We start from the raw sequence: 15,682 nt of genomic DNA on the forward strand, positions 1-15,682 counted from the left end.
TTCAGAGTATATAGTTTCACTATGAACGTAAAAATTTGGCACACCATACAAACAAAAAACAACTACAACAACATTATAACAAATAAAATATCTTTAATTTTATTATTTATAGTATTTATTTAGTCATGAATTCTCTTGAAAGAAATCTTTAGCAAGAAAAATAGTTTTTTTGATATCTTCGTCACTATGAGCTATCGAGATAAAACCTGCTTCATAAGCTGATGGGGCTAGATATACACCATTATCAAGCATATATGCAAAGAATTTATTAAATATTTTAAGATTTGTTTTGCCTAAATCTACAAATGTATTTACTGCGACTTTGTCACTACAGAAAAATAAACCAAACATTCCACCTAAGCATTTCGCATGAAAGTTAAAATCATAGGCTTTAGCTGCCTCATTTAAACCATCAACTAACTTTTGTGCTTTAGCTCCTAGTTCATCAAAGAAACCTTGTTGTGAGATTTTTTCTAAAGTTTTGATTCCTGCTGCCATTGCAATAGGGTTTCCAGACAGTGTACCTGCTTGGTATACTGGTCCAGCTGGAGAAACTTTTTGCATAATCTCCTTACGCCCACCAAAAGCCCCTACTGGCATACCGCCACCAATCACTTTACCCAAAGTTGTCAAATCTGGTTTAACATTATAAATACTCTGAACACCACCTAAAGCAACTCTAAAGCCAGTCATAACCTCATCAAATATAAGTAAACTATTATTTTCATCACAAATAGTTCTAAGCTTAGCTAAGAAATCATCTCGTGGGAAAATCATATTCATATTACCAGCTATAGGCTCAACGATAATACAAGCAATTTCATCTTTATATTTTTCAAAAAGAGCTTGGATAGACTCAATATCATTAAAACTAGCTACTAAAGTATCTTTGACTACATCTTCAGGCACTCCTGGAGAATTTGGTTGACCCAAAGATAGCGCGCTAGAACCAGCCGCTACAAGGAACTCATCAGCATGACCATGATAGCATCCTTCAAATTTAATAATCTTGTTTCTGCTAGTATATGCTCTTGCAACTCTAATCGCACTCATAGTTGCCTCTGTACCAGAGTTTACAAACCTTACTTGCTCAATATTTGGCATAAGCTCAATTATCTTTTTAGCAAGCTCAACTTCTTGCTTACAAGGTGCTCCATAGCTTAGACCATTTTTAAGTTGACACTGTATTGCTGCTAGGACATCATCATCTCCATGACCTAGAATCATTGGTCCCCATGATCCGATATAGTCTATATACTTGTTCCAATCAACATCATATAGATAAGCGCCTTTTGCAGACTTTATAAACCTTGGGAAGTCTTGACCAACACTTTTAAACGCTCTAACTGGAGAGTTTACTCCACCTGGTATATATTGTTGTGCCTCTACGAATAAACTTTGAGAGTTTAATTTATTCTCCATTTTTGTATTCCTGTCTCATCTTATTTATTTTTTTCTCAACTGCTTGCATTAATAAACTAGCAGCATTTATTTTTGTAGCTTTGTATATCTCTTGGATACCAGTAGGACTAGTAATATTAACTTCAGTTAATTTATCACCAATTACATCAATGCCAGCAAACATCACTCCTTTTTTTTTGAGCTTTTTGGCAACCTTTTTGGCTATCTTATAGTCGCTATCTTGAAGTTCTCTAACCTCTGCTGTAGCCCCAGCTGCAAGATTACCACGATTATCGCTATTACTAGGAACTCTAGCTAAGAGATACTTAATTGGTTCACCATTAACTATGAGAATTCTCTTATCACCGTCTTTGATAGCTTTTTGGTAATCTTGAACCATTATATAACGGCTTTGATGCTGTGTAATTGTTTCTAGTATTACATTTTTGTTTTTATCACTACCTTTAATTCTAAAGATAGAACTACCACCCATACCATCTAGAGGTTTGACAATGATATCTTTATGCTTTGTATAAAACTCATTAATCTGTTTATAGTTTCTGGTGATCAAAGTACAAGGTGCAAATTTAGGATAATTTGTAATAGCTATTTTTTCGTTAAAATCTCTAAGTGCTTGAGGATTATTGACCACTAAAACATCATTTTTTTTGGCTAAATCAAGCATATAAGTTACATAAATATATTCCATATTAAATGGTGGATCTTTACGCATAAATATACAATCTAAATCTAATAATGAAAAATCATGACGTTGTGATAAAATCTCATACCAAGATTGTTTTGCTTTATAAATTTTTATCCTAAGTGCATCACCTTTTAGTTTACCATTAATTATTGATAAATCATTAAGATAAAAGGTATAAATCTCCCAGCCTTTATCTTGAGCTGCCTGTAGCATCATATAAGTGCTATCTTTTGAGATATTAAAAGAGTTTAAATTATCTATTATAAATCCAATTTTCATTATTTAATTATCCTAGTTTGTATCCAATATATTTATCTAAATCTTTACCATTTAAAATATCTACAATATTAAGCATTTTTTTGTTAGGAAATTTTAGTTGTTTAAATCTTATAATTTTGTCACTTGTCGCAATATCAAAGCCATTTTTACTAATATCTACAATTGTACCTGCTTGTTTGTCATCAACATATTGCTCAAGTATCTCAAAACCACCAATTTTTACTGACTCTTCATCTAAGATAAAAAATGCTGCAGGCCATGGTGTAAATGCTCTAATATGACAACTAATTTGCCACGCTGATTTTTTAAAATCAATTAATCCATCTTGCTTAGTAATCTTATGAGCATAACTAGGCTCGCCTTGTTGTGGTTGTGGTTTAATTGTTTCAATCTTTTCTAGTGTTTCAAGTAATAGCTTAATTGATAATTTAGCAAATTTATCATGTAATGTTTGAGAAGTATCTGTATCTTGTATTTCAATTTCTAAAGTATTTAGAATATCTCCAGTATCAAGCCCAGTATCCATTTGTATTATACAGACACCTGTCTTTGTATCCCCAGCTTGGATAGCTCTTTGAATAGGTGCAGCTCCACGCCATTTAGGTAGTAGCGATACATGAATATTTAAGCATAGATATTTTGGTATATCTAAAAACTCTTGTGGAACAATAATTCCATAAGCTATTACAACTATTACATCTGGTTTTAGCTCTTTAATTTGCTTGAGCACTTTATGATTTTTTTTTAAAGATAATGGTTGAAACACTGGCGTATCATTTGCTAGTGCAACTTCTTTAACAGGTGAGAACTGTACTTTTTTACCACGACCTTTTGCTCTATCTGGTTGTGTAAGTACAGCTTGGAGATTATGTTGTGATTGATATAAATCTTTTAGAACTTGCGCTGAAATATCAGGTGTTCCAGCAAAAATTATATTTAGTTTTTTCATTTACTTAATCTCTAAAAGTGTATCCACGTAATTGAACACTACTTAACTCATTGATTTGCCCTTCCGGATAGAGACAAATATATTTGATCTCATGAGCACCATGTTGTGCTGCTAGTTTTATAGCTTCTTTAAGATCTTTATAACAAAGTTTTTGAAAATCTTCTTCATTACTGACATGAGTTGATGTTCTAACTTGGCCAATATTTCCTTGTGTATCATTTTGATATTGTAAGTTATAGACTCTGACTTGACTTGGATCTGTTGGTGGCAATTCAGCACTGTATTTAGGTAGATAAACTCCTTTTGTTTCAGCTTCATTGTTAGAAGTAAAAAAATACACGTAGACTGCAAAAAGTACTACTAAGATAACAGCATACATTAGATTTTGTTGAAATCGTCCCATTTAATTAATTATATTTTTTTGTTGCTATGCAAATTTTATCACAGATAGACTAGCTTAGCTAAAATATTACAGACTTTAAAATACCAGATTTTAAGAGAATTTATATTTAATTTTCCAACAATTATGAATATTTTTATTAGATAAGAAATCACGCTATAAACAGATTTTATTAATATTTTCGCAATTAAATTTTTCTTATATCTATGGTAACAATCTTAAAGCCGTCTATAATTGTTTGAGAAATAAAGTACACTAGCTTTCTTAAGCAAATCCATAGCTAAATTTATCAGCAACTCATGATCTCTTTGAATGTCTAAAATAATCCATGCACTTAGAATTTGAGAAAGTTGGTTGATCTAAAAATATCACCTCAAATTTATCTTTATTGGTTTTTAACCAACTTATACAATCTATTTAGATAAATTATGTTTTTTTAGCATCGATATTGTTTATAGTAAAATTATTCTTACCTATTAAGATACAGTATTAGACATATCTACACTTGTAGTTTTAGCACCTTTCAAAGCATCATGAACACTAGCTGTGCAGGTATAGCTAAACAAGTTTAATAAAGTTTTGTTTTTGCAACTTTTGCAACTAGTTGTCTAATTTTACGGTGATCTAAGAAAATACCTATATCTAAATAATAATCAAAATTGACATAAAACTTAATACCAATTCGCTAATAATATGAAATTTATTTTTATTTTTGATACTGATATTTACCCTTTTGGCGCTGGCATACTCGTGTATGGATATTTTCATACTTGATATAAAGAATTTTATGTATCTGATTTTTAAATTCCTTATTAAGCAACACCGGAGTGATAGTTTTCAATAAGAATAGTCCCAAGCCACACATTGGATCGATTAATATCAGTTGCTGTTTTTTAGCTATTCTAACCTATGATTTGATCAGTATCATAGACTAATGATTCTTTCAAGGAGCTTGTCCTTAAAATTAGCAATAATTGCGTTTGTGTAAGCTATCAATATTTAAGCATAAAAATACATTTACAAACTGTTTGTGTCAGTGAAGTTTAATGACATTATTAGAGTTTGATGTATCTATATTAGGACACATATTTGTAAATTTATCAACTGATCAACAATAGCATCTTTGTTTTTTTGAGAGACAAACATTGTATTGTTAAAATCATAATGCTTACCAGAAATTATAATTATTAAAAGTTTTATCAACATCAAAGTAATCCATCCAGTTTATAGATTATATAAAGTTATATAAAATCTTGTTGATTTGTAACTTATCGGTAAGCTACTTTTAGCATAACTTGACTAGCTAAATAAAGAATATATACAAACCTTATAAGTGTCTTCGATATAGCCTACAAATTCTACTCCAGCAAGTTTTTCTTGTAAAGATATACCCTAATTGTATAGCTCATCTTTGAGTAGTAGCTATATACCTTTGGCACAGCTAACGAAAAATGTATTTTTTGTATAAAAACATAAATTATAGAATATGTTTTAACATGATATAATTTAATTGATATAAATAACAATTAGTATTAGAAGTTAATCTTTTTGTTTTTCTTTAGTCTGAAAAACTATATCCCAGATGGGAAAAGCTACCGAAAAATTCACATTAGGATTCCTATGATGGATTGCATGGTATCTTTTGTACCAATGTAATATTGAACCTTTCTTAGATCTAACATGATGTGTAGTATGATGAATTATAAAATAAAAAAGTAAGTCTAATAAAAATGCACTAAAGATAACACTAGCATACGCTAGATTTAATATAAAACATAACGGTAAAAAAACACAAATTATATATACCTGTAAAGACACATAAGTAGGATTTCCTATAAGCTCAATGGGTTTATCATGATGTAATTGGTGTAGTTCTTTAAATACAGGACAGTGATGAAAAATAACTCTATGAATAAAATATTCAATAAATGAACCAAGAACAATACCAACTAAAAACCATATCGGTATAATTTTTAGGTTAAAATTAAGTAATTTAGAACCATAGATAAAAAAAACTATAGCAGCTAAAGGATAAATATAAAAATCACTCCAATAGCCAGTACTAAGGAGCTTCTTAAACTTAGTAACGTTCATAAATTATATAGTAGATACTTAAATATTAAGAAATATTGTAAATCATTTAATTAATCATATGAATTAAAATTAAGCAAATTATCTAAAAAACTATTGATTTTAGAGCATATGAAATTATAATATTGACTTACATACTCGCATAGCTCAGTTGGTTAGAGTACTACCTTGACATGGTAGGGGTCACCGGTTCGAATCCAGTTGCGAGTACCACTTTTTTTTCATTCATTTCCAACAAAGTTAGCTAAACACTGTAAAGCAAAGGTTTTTAGATGTAAATAATATTCTAGCTTCATACAGCCACATATAGTAAGATTCTGGAATAAATGGTATCCTCGGATATGATAAACAAACTATGGAACCATCAATGTTATATTTACAAAATAAAATCAAAAAGATAAAATTCAGGTAAAGAGCAAAGAATAATTGACAGTTTAGGACTATATTTAAGAAGTAACGGTAATAAAACATGGCACTTAAGTTACACTATTAATTGATAGTTTGCATAGGATCATGTTCACTTATTAACTTGAATGAAGCTAGAAAGAAAAGTACTGATCTTAGAGGAAAAATATATAATGGGATGTTTTAGCTAAACTAGAAGTATAAAATTATTATGAAATTTTCAATACTTATTGAGAATTAATTTTATAGCTTAAAGTAATTGTTATTACTACATTAGAAAACTATTTTAGATTTGAATGACTAAAATTTGAATTTTATAGGAGGCACTTTTCCCTCAGCCATCTTTAAAACCCTTAGAAATACTATTTTTTTATGTCTAAACATTTTTCAATATTAATTTTTAAATGTAGTCAAATTTCTAAGATAAAAATCCAAGTTATATTAATATATAACAGATACAAAAGCTAAACAGCTGCTCTTTCAAAAGTTCTTTAGCTAACTACTTCGCTTGTTTAAAAACTATGTCAGTAGCAAGCTTTTGCCATCTGCTTGAATTTTAATAGAAAATAATAATTTATGAATTTATTATATTTAATTTGATTATGTTATTGCTATAAGTATTAAAACTTATAGTAAATTTTGAGATTTTACTCATGAAAAGATAGCCACTTCTTAGATGGATAGCCAGGGATTTCTTTGGTTAATACTGGAACCATAAATCCTGAACAAATTTCTGAAAGCTTTTTCATAATATCTTTAGCATTATCAACACTATAATGCCTAGTTCCCGATACAGTATCTAATGAATGTATATAGTATGGAATTACCTTAGCTTTTATTAGTTTTGTACTTAAAGTATATAATACATTAGCATCATCATTTATATCTTTTAAAAGAGTACTTTGATTTAAGATAATTATGCCAGATTTATGTATTTTTTTTAAAACTTCACTAACATTATCATCTAGCTCATTTGGGTGATTTACATGTATAACTAGTATCGTATCTAGCCTATGCTCTGAGAGAGCCTTTAACAGTTTAGTAGTTACCCGCTCTGGTAGTACTACAGGTATTCTTGAATGAATTCTAAGCCTTTTGATATGATTTATTTGCTGAATATTTTCTATAAAAAACTCTAAAACCTCATCATTATTTAATAGAGGATCACCACCACTTAATATAACTTCCTCTATACTTTTATCATTTGCTATATATTCAAAAGCTTTTAACCAATCTTTCCTACCTGGTATATTACCTTTATAATCAAACTCTTTGCGAAAACAATAACGACAATGCACCGCACAACTTGTTTGTCCAATTAATAAAACCCTACCTTGATACTTATACAATAATCCTGGGACCTTATTATAGTTTTTTTCCTCAAGCGGATCACTGCTATAGGCTTGATCTATAACTTCTTCATCGACAGTCGGCAAAACTTGTTTTAAAAGAGGATCATTAATGTTCCCTTTTTGCATTCTATCAGCAAAAGACCTAGGCACAATCATCTTAAACTTCCTAGTTATATTTAATGAAACTTTAGCTTGATCACTATCTAGCTGCAAAAACTCTAATAATTCTATAGGTGAATAGAAAGATTCTTTGAGTGCTTTTTTCCAATCATTAGTAGACATATATTTGTATTTGGTTTTACTCTAATTACTAAATGACTTTTTAATCTCTGCCAATTCTCTCATATAGAGTTTAACTATCAATTTTTTATACTACAACAAAGCTATAAATATTACAAATATTTTAGTGTAGCTATTTTAATATGATATATAAATATTTTATTGTGAGGTAATTCAAAAATGTTTTAAAATAACAATAACACTATTGATAATACCTGAATATTTACATAAAGTATAAAGCTAATAATCAGCATCAAATACTTACTGATAACAGTGGATCTAGTTTAACTAATACCTCTTAGATTAAAAACAAATATCCAAATATACCTTATGCTTCAATATCAGATGCACAAAAGCTAGATATTTATTTACCTAATGGTAAAAATTTTGCTAAACCCTAGCCTGTTATAATAGGCTATACAGGAGCATTATAGGTGGAGATAAGGAGGACTATCAACTAAAACCTATGCTTGAAGGCATTAAATATGTAGTTTCAGTAAATTATAGCTTAGCTAATGAGTCAAAATTTCTAGCTCAAAGCCAAGATATCAAAGCAGCAATTAGATTTGTTAAAGCAAATATTAATAAATAAAATAAATCCAAATGCTATAGCTGTTTAAGTAGATTCTGCTGGCACTAATTTAGCAGCCCTTTCTTGCTACATCTGGAAACAAAATAACTAAGCTAGATGATTTAAGTTTAGGCAACAAAGAATATCGGCAAATGTATAGGCTTATGTTTACTAGTTTGGATCTATAGATTTTAGTAAAATAGATTATGAATTTAGATAGTCTGATTTAGTAAGTCAATTCATTCACAAGATGATTCACCTGAGAGCTTATATATTGGCAGTAATATAGGTAATAGCCACAAAAAAATCAAAATAGCTAACCCAGAAACATATATAAATAAAGACACTCCTCCTTTTTTTATAGAGCATGGTAGTATTAATAATGCCATGCTGCATATCCAAGTATAAATTCTATAAAAAATTAGTTTAAGTTATTGGAAAAGACAAAGTTGAATTAGTAATTATTGATGGTGCTAAGCATGGTGGAGAAAAATTTTAAACCAAAAATAATTTGGAACTTGTATTTAAGTGTCTTGATAAATATCTTAAATAAAAATATTCTCTAAAGAGTTAGAAAGTTACTCTAGAAAATTGCTAATATTTGAATGAAAAATATAATTAATGCCAAAAACTTATTAAGCTTTAGCTTTCAATGCAAAGCTTTAATATTAAATAAGCTGTTTTTTTTATATAATTAGTATTTAAATTAGTTAAAATAACTTAATAGCTTTTAGAACCTTTAACACCAATTTCAGCTAAAATTTGCGCTTTTACTTTTAAGAGTTCATTAAGATAGAAATCTTTATTTTCATCATAACGATACTGTGGTATTAGTATAGAAACTCCAAAACTTCCTAAGAAAGTATTTACCGCTATTGCTATACTGACAATACCCTCTATAGTCTTACCACAATCAAATTCTGTACCATTAACTCTTATCTTTGCCAATTTTGTAAACAATTCTTTATTAGCAGAAATTTCTTCTCCTAATATTTCAATAATTTCATCATCTGAATACAAAGCTAGTAATGCCCTACCTGGAGCTGTATTATAAATAGGCTTTTCAAGAACTCCTATTCTTGGGATTACTTGTAACTCTCTATTAGCAATAAAACGATGTACCACAATAAGATCAGCTCTATCTGATTGTGTTAACACAACTGTTTCACGGGTTTTTTCACTCAACTTTCTCAGTAAACTTTGTGTCAAAGATACAATATCTGCATATGATGATGAAGCTAATCTAAATACTTCTGATCCAAGTAAGATTTTTCCAGCACCCTCACTTCTTGTGAAGCCTTCTGCTTCCAAAGCAGCAACTATTCTTTGTACTGTAGAGCGTGGTAAATCAACCTGTTTGGCAATATCACCTAGACTCATACCACCTGGCTCATTACTTATACTTTTTAGTACATTTACAGCTCTAGTAATTACTTGGATTTTTTTATCTTTGCTCATATAAAACCAGCTAATTCTCTAAGTTTGCCAACTTTATGCTTAAATAATAACTTTTTTGCTATTAAATTAGCAAACTATTATTGTATCATTTTGCGATACATTGTATCATAAAATAGTTAAAGTCTAGTAATAGTTATTAAAAAATTGTTATTATTACTAAGTAATTACTTAGTACTAAGGAGTCAAATATGCCAGTACTTACTTTTGATGGTTTACTGTTCTCACCACTGCTATTATTTGTTGTAATAGCAATTATATTAACCGTGTTGACGAACCTAATTACTCCTAAAGTTATATTAAAATATACTAATCTAAAGCTTTCTTGGCTAAACTTAGCCATATTTATCTGTTATCTTGGGTTAGTTATGTTTATACTTGGGGATTAAGATGTCAAACAAAAATACTAAATCTATAGTCAGTATAATAATTGTTTTATTAGCTCTTTTTTCTCTCTATATGATGTGGAGATATTATCTTTATTCACCATGGACAAGAGATGGTAGAATCCGCGCAAAAGTTGTCATAATAGCGCCTGATGTATCAGGATTTGTAACCAAGATGTATGTTAGTGATAATCAAAAAGTAAAAAAAGGACAACTAATTTTCACAATAGATGATCAAAGGTACACTGCGACTTTAGCAGGCAAAGAGGCAGAATTAAAGCATGCAATAATAGAATGGCAGCTTGCAAATAAGCAATATTTAAGAAGAATAAAACTAGGTAGAGATAACTCAATCAGTAGAGAAGAACTGGATAATTATGCCATGCAAGAAAAACTAAGAAAAGCAGATCTTGAGAAAGCCAAAGCTGAAGCTGAAATAGCTAAGATTAATCTAGATAGAACAAAGATCTATACTCCTGCTGATGGGACTATTAACAATATTGATCTAAGACAGGGTAATTATGTAGTAGCATCTAAACCTGTGATGTCTCTAGTAAAAACTGATTCATTTTATGTTACTGGCTATTTTGAAGAAACTAAATTACCATATATAAAAATAGGTGATAAAGCTAAAATAGAACTTATGAGTGGTGGATCTCCACTATATGGACATGTAATAAGTATAGGTAAAGCAGTTGCTGATAATAATACTGATGTAAATAGCCAACTCTTACCCAAAGTACAACAAACCTATGACTGGGTAAGATTATCAAAAAGAATACCTGTTGATATTGCCTTAGATGTAATACCAAACAATATAGAACTTGTATCAGGAATGAATGCAACGGTAACTATAAAATGATCAAAGATTTGATAAATGACATACCAACAATCTTCAATAAACAAAATGCTTTCTATACAGTGAAGGGATGTATAGCTATTACATTAGCACTTGGTATATCAATTAGCCTAGACTTAGATAAACCAATGTGGGCAATGTTTGCAGCACTATTTCTGCAAACTAGACCTGAAACTGGTTTTATAATTGAAAAAGCTGTAGTTCTAATCATCGCATCTATTATTGGGGTAGGTGTTGGTTTTTTGATAGTTGATTTTTTCTTACCATATCCTGTATTAGCTTTATTAGCCTTATGTTTCTTTATAGCTATAACTATGTTCTTCTCTGCTAACATGTCTCATCCAAATTTTATGTATGCACTAGCTATAGCGAATACTACTTGTAATATAGTTGTTTTTTACTCTATAGCTGATCCAGCAGCCACAACTAGCGAAAGTGTTTTTCATACTGGATACTCTAGAGTTACAGAAATAGCAATCGGTAGCTTATGCTCATGTTTTATAAACTATTATATTCTACCAATGAAGGTTGAAAAAACACTGACAAACCATGAAACTAAAGGATTTAATTTAACTATAAATTACATTAAAGAAATGTTTTCTATTCAAGACTTTAGCAATGATCAAAAATATAATCTAAAAGTAGAAAATATCCTTAATAGCCTTGTTGCTCTTGATAATGATTTAAGTGCCGCAAAATACGAAAAGATAACTAAAACAAACTATGTTATTTTTTCAAATAAAGTAGTTGAACTAATCCAAGCTGTTCACTTTTTGAGAAAATATCTAGCAAAAAAAGATGATAATTCAGCTATCAAAAAAGACCTAGAAAATATAGTAACTAATCTATATAAACTTGACCTAACTCACTACTCTTTAGTTAGTAGTTCAAGTAACCATCTGATAAAAAAAATTATTCAAAGAATAAACAATTTACTTCATAGCTACCAAGAGTTATTCTCTACCTCTAACAAGAGTAATAATAAGGAATCATCTTACAGTTTTATAAATTACACAAACCCAGCTGTTACTTTTATTGCTATTTCTAGGACAATCTGCCTATTACTGTGTATGTATTTAGTTTGGATACATATTGATGGTAACTCAAGTTTACTAATGATGATGATATTTCCATGCTTATTATCACAAATATCTATAGCAGCTCCAAATCCAGCTAATACGATAAAAAATGTAGTAATTGGTCTATTTTTGTCAATACTTATTAGTATCTTTATAACTTTGAATCTATTATCACAAGTAGTTGGTTACTTTGAGCTGCTGATATTAGTTTTACTCGGGAGTTTATTATTAGGAATAGCTACCTTAGCGCATCCTAAATATCAGATGCATAGTCTAGGATTTTGTATAGGCTTTATATCGATAGTGCAGCCCAGCAATCATATGGATTTTGAAGTAGCAAAATCTTTTACTATCGGAATGAGTACTATAGTTGGTGCTATTGGACTTTGGCTAGCATTTAAGCTATACCCTCAATCGCCTTATACAATTAGTAGAAAAATTGCAATTAAATCAATAATTAAAGATATCCAAAAACTGAAAAAACAACAAATCTCAAAAGAACATTACCAAGCAGGGCTAATCAAAAAAATACTAAGTGTATATAAAAATAGAAAAGATGATGCAGCATCAGAGAGAGATATAGAATTTGCCCTACAAAGTCTGATACAAACTATTTAAGATCAAAAGATCTCGTCTATCAAAGTTAATATTGTAATTATCCTGGTGATAATTAAATGGATATGTTACTTTTAAGTCATAAACATATTTATATACTTACTCAATCAAAGTAATTCTCTGCTAATGATAACTACTTTTTAGCCCAACAAGATCAAGTAAATTTAGATTATAAGCCCATTACTGATCTACAATCATATGAAAATATTTTTGTCTCGTCAAAATTAGTAATTTGTGTTTGACTAGTTCATTTTTGAGACAACTTTTGATAAGTTTATTTCATCAAGTTGCCAAGAAAATCGCTTAGCATTCTGATAAAATAAATGATAATGTTTTCCGAGGTAAGCCAACAAAAGCAAGATTTAAATATTTTTGATATAAAAGTTGGTTGTATAGTGGTATTACAATATCTCTATCATTAGAAATTAATGTGATAAAAATCTAAAATCATAGTTATAGCCAGTACAAAATATAATTTCATCTACTTTATATATTCATTTTGATTTGTTGTAGTTACTATACAACCTTCTTTAGTAACACTAAGCTTTTGTGGTGATGATATGTAATTTAATTGTTTTTTTAGAGCTTTGGAGATTATCTAGTTCTTTATTATCATCTAAATCTCTTAAAGCAACATATACATCTGCCACTATCTAACAACTCTTGAGATATATCCATGATGAAGAGTAGCCAACACATAAAACTTTTTGACCATGATTAGCTGCAAGCTCTATAACTTTTACTGTGCAAGATATAGCTACTAATTTTATCAATACTATATATTCATTAGGAATTTTAACAATATTATAATGTCCGTTATAAACTACCACAAACTTAAAATCTTGCTGATATTTTTGTTGTTCTTTTATATATGTAATTTGCCATATAGGTTTTTTAGCACTATATTCTATGGCTTTAGGGCAGTAACTTCGGAATTTAACTATAGATGTTTATATATCTGCCAGGCATATGCATTTGCTTATAAATAAACTTTAACTTTGGCGTAGCCTATAAATGATTCTTTTGCTTGATAAGCTACACTTTGCTTATCAAAGATCATTATTTTTTAGGTAAATTAGTTCTTAAGCTTTTATACAAAGCTCCTTTCTCAGTATAATTCCATACACATGCGATGATATTAGTCTTCTCAAAAATATTCACATCAAAACCTTTATCAAGGAGTTTTGTACTAAAAATACCGCTTGCTCCAGCACCGATAATAGTTACTTTTGACATATAACCTAAATCTATGCTGATAAATTACACTTATAGCCACTAAATTTACGAATATTTATAACACCACTATCAAAAATCAGATATTGCCCTTTTATACCAATAAGTTTTGCATCAATTATACGATCTTTATCTAGATTGAAAGATTTTAGTTTAGTTGGATATTTAAGGATTGGATAATTTATATTTTGTACCTTACCTTCTATTGGCTCAACACTATTTTGACCATATTTAGCTTTTATCTCTGTTATTTTCTGCCTAGACTTTTCAATAAGTTGATATCTTAAACTCACAAAATCAATATCATTATTAGGCTCACCTTGTAGCATTTTACGCCAATTTGTTTTATCTGATATGTGTTCTTTGATAGCAACCTCAACTAGGCCAGATATCAATCTACTTTCGACAGCAAATATTGGTAGAGCTTGGCTAGCTCCTTGATCTATCCAACGAGATGGGATATTTTTAAGCTTAGTAATACCAATCTTAATATCACCAGTATTTGCTAAATATACCATATGAATTTTCATACAATTTTGCTCACCCCAGCTTGAGTCTCTACATGTTCCTTCAGCAAAGTGACATAATTCTGGCTTAATAATACAGATATCACACTCTGGTAATCTTCGCATACACATAAAACAATAGCCTTGTGAGTAGCTTTTTTTAGTTTTAGCTCTACAGACGACACAATTAATTTCATCAAGAAACTCAAGTTTCAGATGCTGACCAATGTAATCATTTAGACAAATATCCTCCAACTCATATACAGTATTATTTGCCGCATCTAGAGAAGTTTTCATTTTATGTAAATTTATAGTTTTATTCATTTTTTACTTTTCTAAAACTGATTATAATTACCTTTTAGGATAACAGACTTTAAAACTAGTTTAAACGCTAGATATTATTAGTTATAATCAAAACCACATTTAAAGCAATATTAACAAATGAATGTAAGACTAAATAAATGGTTGGCTGCTAGATTATATAAAACTAGAGCTTTAGAAAAAAAAGCTATCAAAAGTTAAAATACACTTTCAAGGACAAAAAAACAAAAGTAAGTAAAACTGTAAGTATTGGTACAAATTCAATAAGCTCATATCAAAAAAAATAGTTGTTGAAGCTTTAGATGAAGTTAGAAAATCTACTACCGAAGCGCAAAAACTCTATACAGAAACTTCTGAAAGTATCAAAAAAAGATAAAAAGAAGCAACTCTTAGAAAAACTGCCAATCTACTAAGCCCAGAGAAACCAATAAAAAACAGCGTAGACAAATAATTGGCTTTAAGAGAAATGATTAATTTATTATCAATGTAAGTGTCTTGTCTTTCACATAGTGGTAAAATTGAGTTTTAAGCAACATTATTAACTAAAGCATCGATATCTTTTTGAGCAATACTATAATTTTAAAATTTTGTAACAAGCTGAAAAATATTGAAAAATTCTTCTGTTTTAGCTATGATAAATCTATTTGTTGCTCTTTTGTAAACTACTATAAATATCTAAAACTATTGGGCATATTTATACTAATTTACCTTCTTTTTCAGCTTTCTTATAATTTAAATACACTTGGATAAACTATCGCTAAAGTCTGACCATTATCTCAGTTATGGCATGCTGTT

At 29.4% G+C, this 15,682-nt stretch carries 14 protein-coding genes, 1 tRNA gene and 3 pseudogenes; 6 read left to right on the plus strand and 12 right to left on the minus strand.

Annotated elements, in window-relative coordinates; translation table 11 throughout:
- Positions 1–123: 123 nt before the first annotated feature.
- The 7 genes and pseudogenes from hemL to FSC845_RS06255 all read right to left on the minus strand — a co-directional run bounded on the left by hemL (position 124) and on the right by FSC845_RS06255 (position 5,829).
- Positions 124–1,422 carry a glutamate-1-semialdehyde 2,1-aminomutase gene (gene hemL / locus FSC845_RS06230; protein WP_064461160.1) on the minus strand — a complete coding sequence of 433 codons (1,299 nt, stop codon included), beginning with the start codon at positions 1,420–1,422 and terminating at the stop codon, positions 124–126.
- Positions 1,412–2,386: a glutathione synthase gene (gshB, locus tag FSC845_RS06235; protein ID WP_064461161.1), complete on the minus strand. Its 975-nt coding sequence runs from the start codon at positions 2,384–2,386 to the stop codon at positions 1,412–1,414. Before gshB ends, hemL begins: the two co-directional genes overlap by 11 nt.
- A gap of 7 nt (positions 2,387–2,393) precedes the next feature.
- The gene (gene fmt, locus FSC845_RS06240) at positions 2,394–3,335 is read right to left on the minus strand and encodes a methionyl-tRNA formyltransferase (RefSeq protein WP_064461162.1); all 942 of its coding nucleotides are present in this window, start codon (positions 3,333–3,335) and stop codon (positions 2,394–2,396) included.
- A 4-nt stretch (positions 3,336–3,339) separates the two neighbouring features.
- The gene (gene fvfA, locus FSC845_RS06245; protein WP_064461163.1) at positions 3,340–3,738 is read right to left on the minus strand and encodes a Francisella virulence factor A; all 399 of its coding nucleotides are present in this window, start codon (positions 3,736–3,738) and stop codon (positions 3,340–3,342) included.
- Between the two features lie 153 nt (positions 3,739–3,891).
- Positions 3,892–4,531 (minus strand): annotated as a pseudogene (locus tag FSC845_RS10185) (class I SAM-dependent methyltransferase); the annotation flags it as partial.
- A gap of 275 nt (positions 4,532–4,806) precedes the next feature.
- Positions 4,807–4,941: a hypothetical protein gene (locus FSC845_RS10190; RefSeq protein ID WP_407637667.1), complete on the minus strand. Its 135-nt coding sequence runs from the start codon at positions 4,939–4,941 to the stop codon at positions 4,807–4,809.
- A gap of 333 nt (positions 4,942–5,274) precedes the next feature.
- The gene (locus FSC845_RS06255; protein ID WP_064461164.1) at positions 5,275–5,829 is read right to left on the minus strand and encodes a sterol desaturase family protein; all 555 of its coding nucleotides are present in this window, start codon (positions 5,827–5,829) and stop codon (positions 5,275–5,277) included.
- A 133-nt stretch (positions 5,830–5,962) separates the two neighbouring features.
- Here FSC845_RS06255 and FSC845_RS06260 point away from each other — a divergent pair.
- Positions 5,963–6,039 (plus strand) — tRNA-Val (locus FSC845_RS06260).
- 839 nt (positions 6,040–6,878) lie between these two features.
- Here FSC845_RS06260 and epmB read toward each other — a convergent pair.
- Positions 6,879–7,865 carry an EF-P beta-lysylation protein EpmB gene (gene epmB / locus FSC845_RS06265; RefSeq protein WP_064461165.1) on the minus strand — a complete coding sequence of 329 codons (987 nt, stop codon included), beginning with the start codon at positions 7,863–7,865 and terminating at the stop codon, positions 6,879–6,881.
- Positions 7,866–8,077: 212 nt separating this feature from the next.
- Here epmB and FSC845_RS06270 point away from each other — a divergent pair.
- Positions 8,078–8,932, plus strand: a pseudogene (locus FSC845_RS06270) (alpha/beta hydrolase fold domain-containing protein).
- Positions 8,933–9,153: 221 nt separating this feature from the next.
- Here the strand turns inward: FSC845_RS06270 and FSC845_RS06275 are convergent.
- Positions 9,154–9,891 (minus strand): IclR family transcriptional regulator, encoded by a 738-nt coding sequence (locus tag FSC845_RS06275; RefSeq protein WP_064461166.1) that lies wholly within the window; start codon positions 9,889–9,891, stop codon positions 9,154–9,156.
- A 188-nt stretch (positions 9,892–10,079) separates the two neighbouring features.
- On the opposite strand from FSC845_RS06275, the gene FSC845_RS06280 reads away from it, so the two are divergent.
- The 3 genes from FSC845_RS06280 to FSC845_RS06290 are packed head-to-tail and all read left to right on the plus strand — an operon-like array spanning position 10,080 to position 12,830.
- The gene (locus FSC845_RS06280) at positions 10,080–10,277 is read left to right on the plus strand and encodes a DUF1656 domain-containing protein (protein ID WP_064461167.1); all 198 of its coding nucleotides are present in this window, start codon (positions 10,080–10,082) and stop codon (positions 10,275–10,277) included.
- A gap of 1 nt (position 10,278) precedes the next feature.
- Positions 10,279–11,136, plus strand: a complete 858-nt coding sequence (locus tag FSC845_RS06285; protein ID WP_064461168.1) for an efflux RND transporter periplasmic adaptor subunit — start codon at positions 10,279–10,281, stop codon at positions 11,134–11,136.
- The gene (locus FSC845_RS06290) at positions 11,133–12,830 is read left to right on the plus strand and encodes an FUSC family protein (protein WP_064461169.1); all 1,698 of its coding nucleotides are present in this window, start codon (positions 11,133–11,135) and stop codon (positions 12,828–12,830) included. Before FSC845_RS06285 ends, FSC845_RS06290 begins: the two co-directional genes overlap by 4 nt.
- Positions 12,831–13,480: 650 nt before the next feature.
- Here FSC845_RS06290 and FSC845_RS07915 read toward each other — a convergent pair.
- From FSC845_RS07915 to FSC845_RS06295, 3 genes are all read right to left on the minus strand, one after another.
- Entirely contained in the window at positions 13,481–13,657 is a 177-nt protein-coding gene (locus FSC845_RS07915; RefSeq protein ID WP_156507923.1) for a hypothetical protein, read from the minus strand.
- Between the two features lie 229 nt (positions 13,658–13,886).
- Positions 13,887–14,063, minus strand: coding sequence for an NAD(P)-binding protein (locus FSC845_RS07920; protein WP_144416494.1), 177 nt, complete (start codon positions 14,061–14,063; stop codon positions 13,887–13,889).
- 11 nt (positions 14,064–14,074) lie between these two features.
- A complete protein-coding gene (locus FSC845_RS06295) occupies positions 14,075–14,890 on the minus strand; it encodes a DUF2797 domain-containing protein (protein WP_064461170.1) in 816 nt (271 codons plus the stop codon).
- 117 nt (positions 14,891–15,007) lie between these two features.
- Here FSC845_RS06295 and FSC845_RS09145 point away from each other — a divergent pair.
- A pseudogene (locus tag FSC845_RS09145) lies at positions 15,008–15,361 on the plus strand (RNA-binding S4 domain-containing protein).
- Positions 15,362–15,682 lie beyond the last annotated feature (321 nt).

The organism is Francisella persica ATCC VR-331, assembly GCF_001653955.1.
GTDB lineage: Bacteria > Pseudomonadota > Gammaproteobacteria > Francisellales > Francisellaceae > Francisella > Francisella persica.

Coding starts and splice junctions, on each gene's coding strand:
- fvfA (WP_064461163.1), bottom strand. CDS start 3,738: ATGGGACGATTTCAACAAAATCTAATGTATGCTGTTATCTTAGTAGTA.
- gshB (WP_064461161.1), bottom strand. CDS start 2,386: ATGAAAATTGGATTTATAATAGATAATTTAAACTCTTTTAATATCTCA.
- FSC845_RS10190 (WP_407637667.1), bottom strand. CDS start 4,941: ATGTTGATAAAACTTTTAATAATTATAATTTCTGGTAAGCATTATGAT.
- FSC845_RS06280 (WP_064461167.1), top strand. CDS start 10,080: ATGCCAGTACTTACTTTTGATGGTTTACTGTTCTCACCACTGCTATTA.
- FSC845_RS06275 (WP_064461166.1), bottom strand. CDS start 9,891: ATGAGCAAAGATAAAAAAATCCAAGTAATTACTAGAGCTGTAAATGTA.
- FSC845_RS06255 (WP_064461164.1), bottom strand. CDS start 5,829: ATGAACGTTACTAAGTTTAAGAAGCTCCTTAGTACTGGCTATTGGAGT.
- FSC845_RS06295 (WP_064461170.1), bottom strand. CDS start 14,890: ATGAATAAAACTATAAATTTACATAAAATGAAAACTTCTCTAGATGCG.
- FSC845_RS06285 (WP_064461168.1), top strand. CDS start 10,279: ATGTCAAACAAAAATACTAAATCTATAGTCAGTATAATAATTGTTTTA.
- FSC845_RS07920 (WP_144416494.1), bottom strand. CDS start 14,063: ATGTCAAAAGTAACTATTATCGGTGCTGGAGCAAGCGGTATTTTTAGT.
- FSC845_RS06290 (WP_064461169.1), top strand. CDS start 11,133: ATGATCAAAGATTTGATAAATGACATACCAACAATCTTCAATAAACAA.
- hemL (WP_064461160.1), bottom strand. CDS start 1,422: ATGGAGAATAAATTAAACTCTCAAAGTTTATTCGTAGAGGCACAACAA.
- epmB (WP_064461165.1), bottom strand. CDS start 7,865: ATGTCTACTAATGATTGGAAAAAAGCACTCAAAGAATCTTTCTATTCA.
- fmt (WP_064461162.1), bottom strand. CDS start 3,335: ATGAAAAAACTAAATATAATTTTTGCTGGAACACCTGATATTTCAGCG.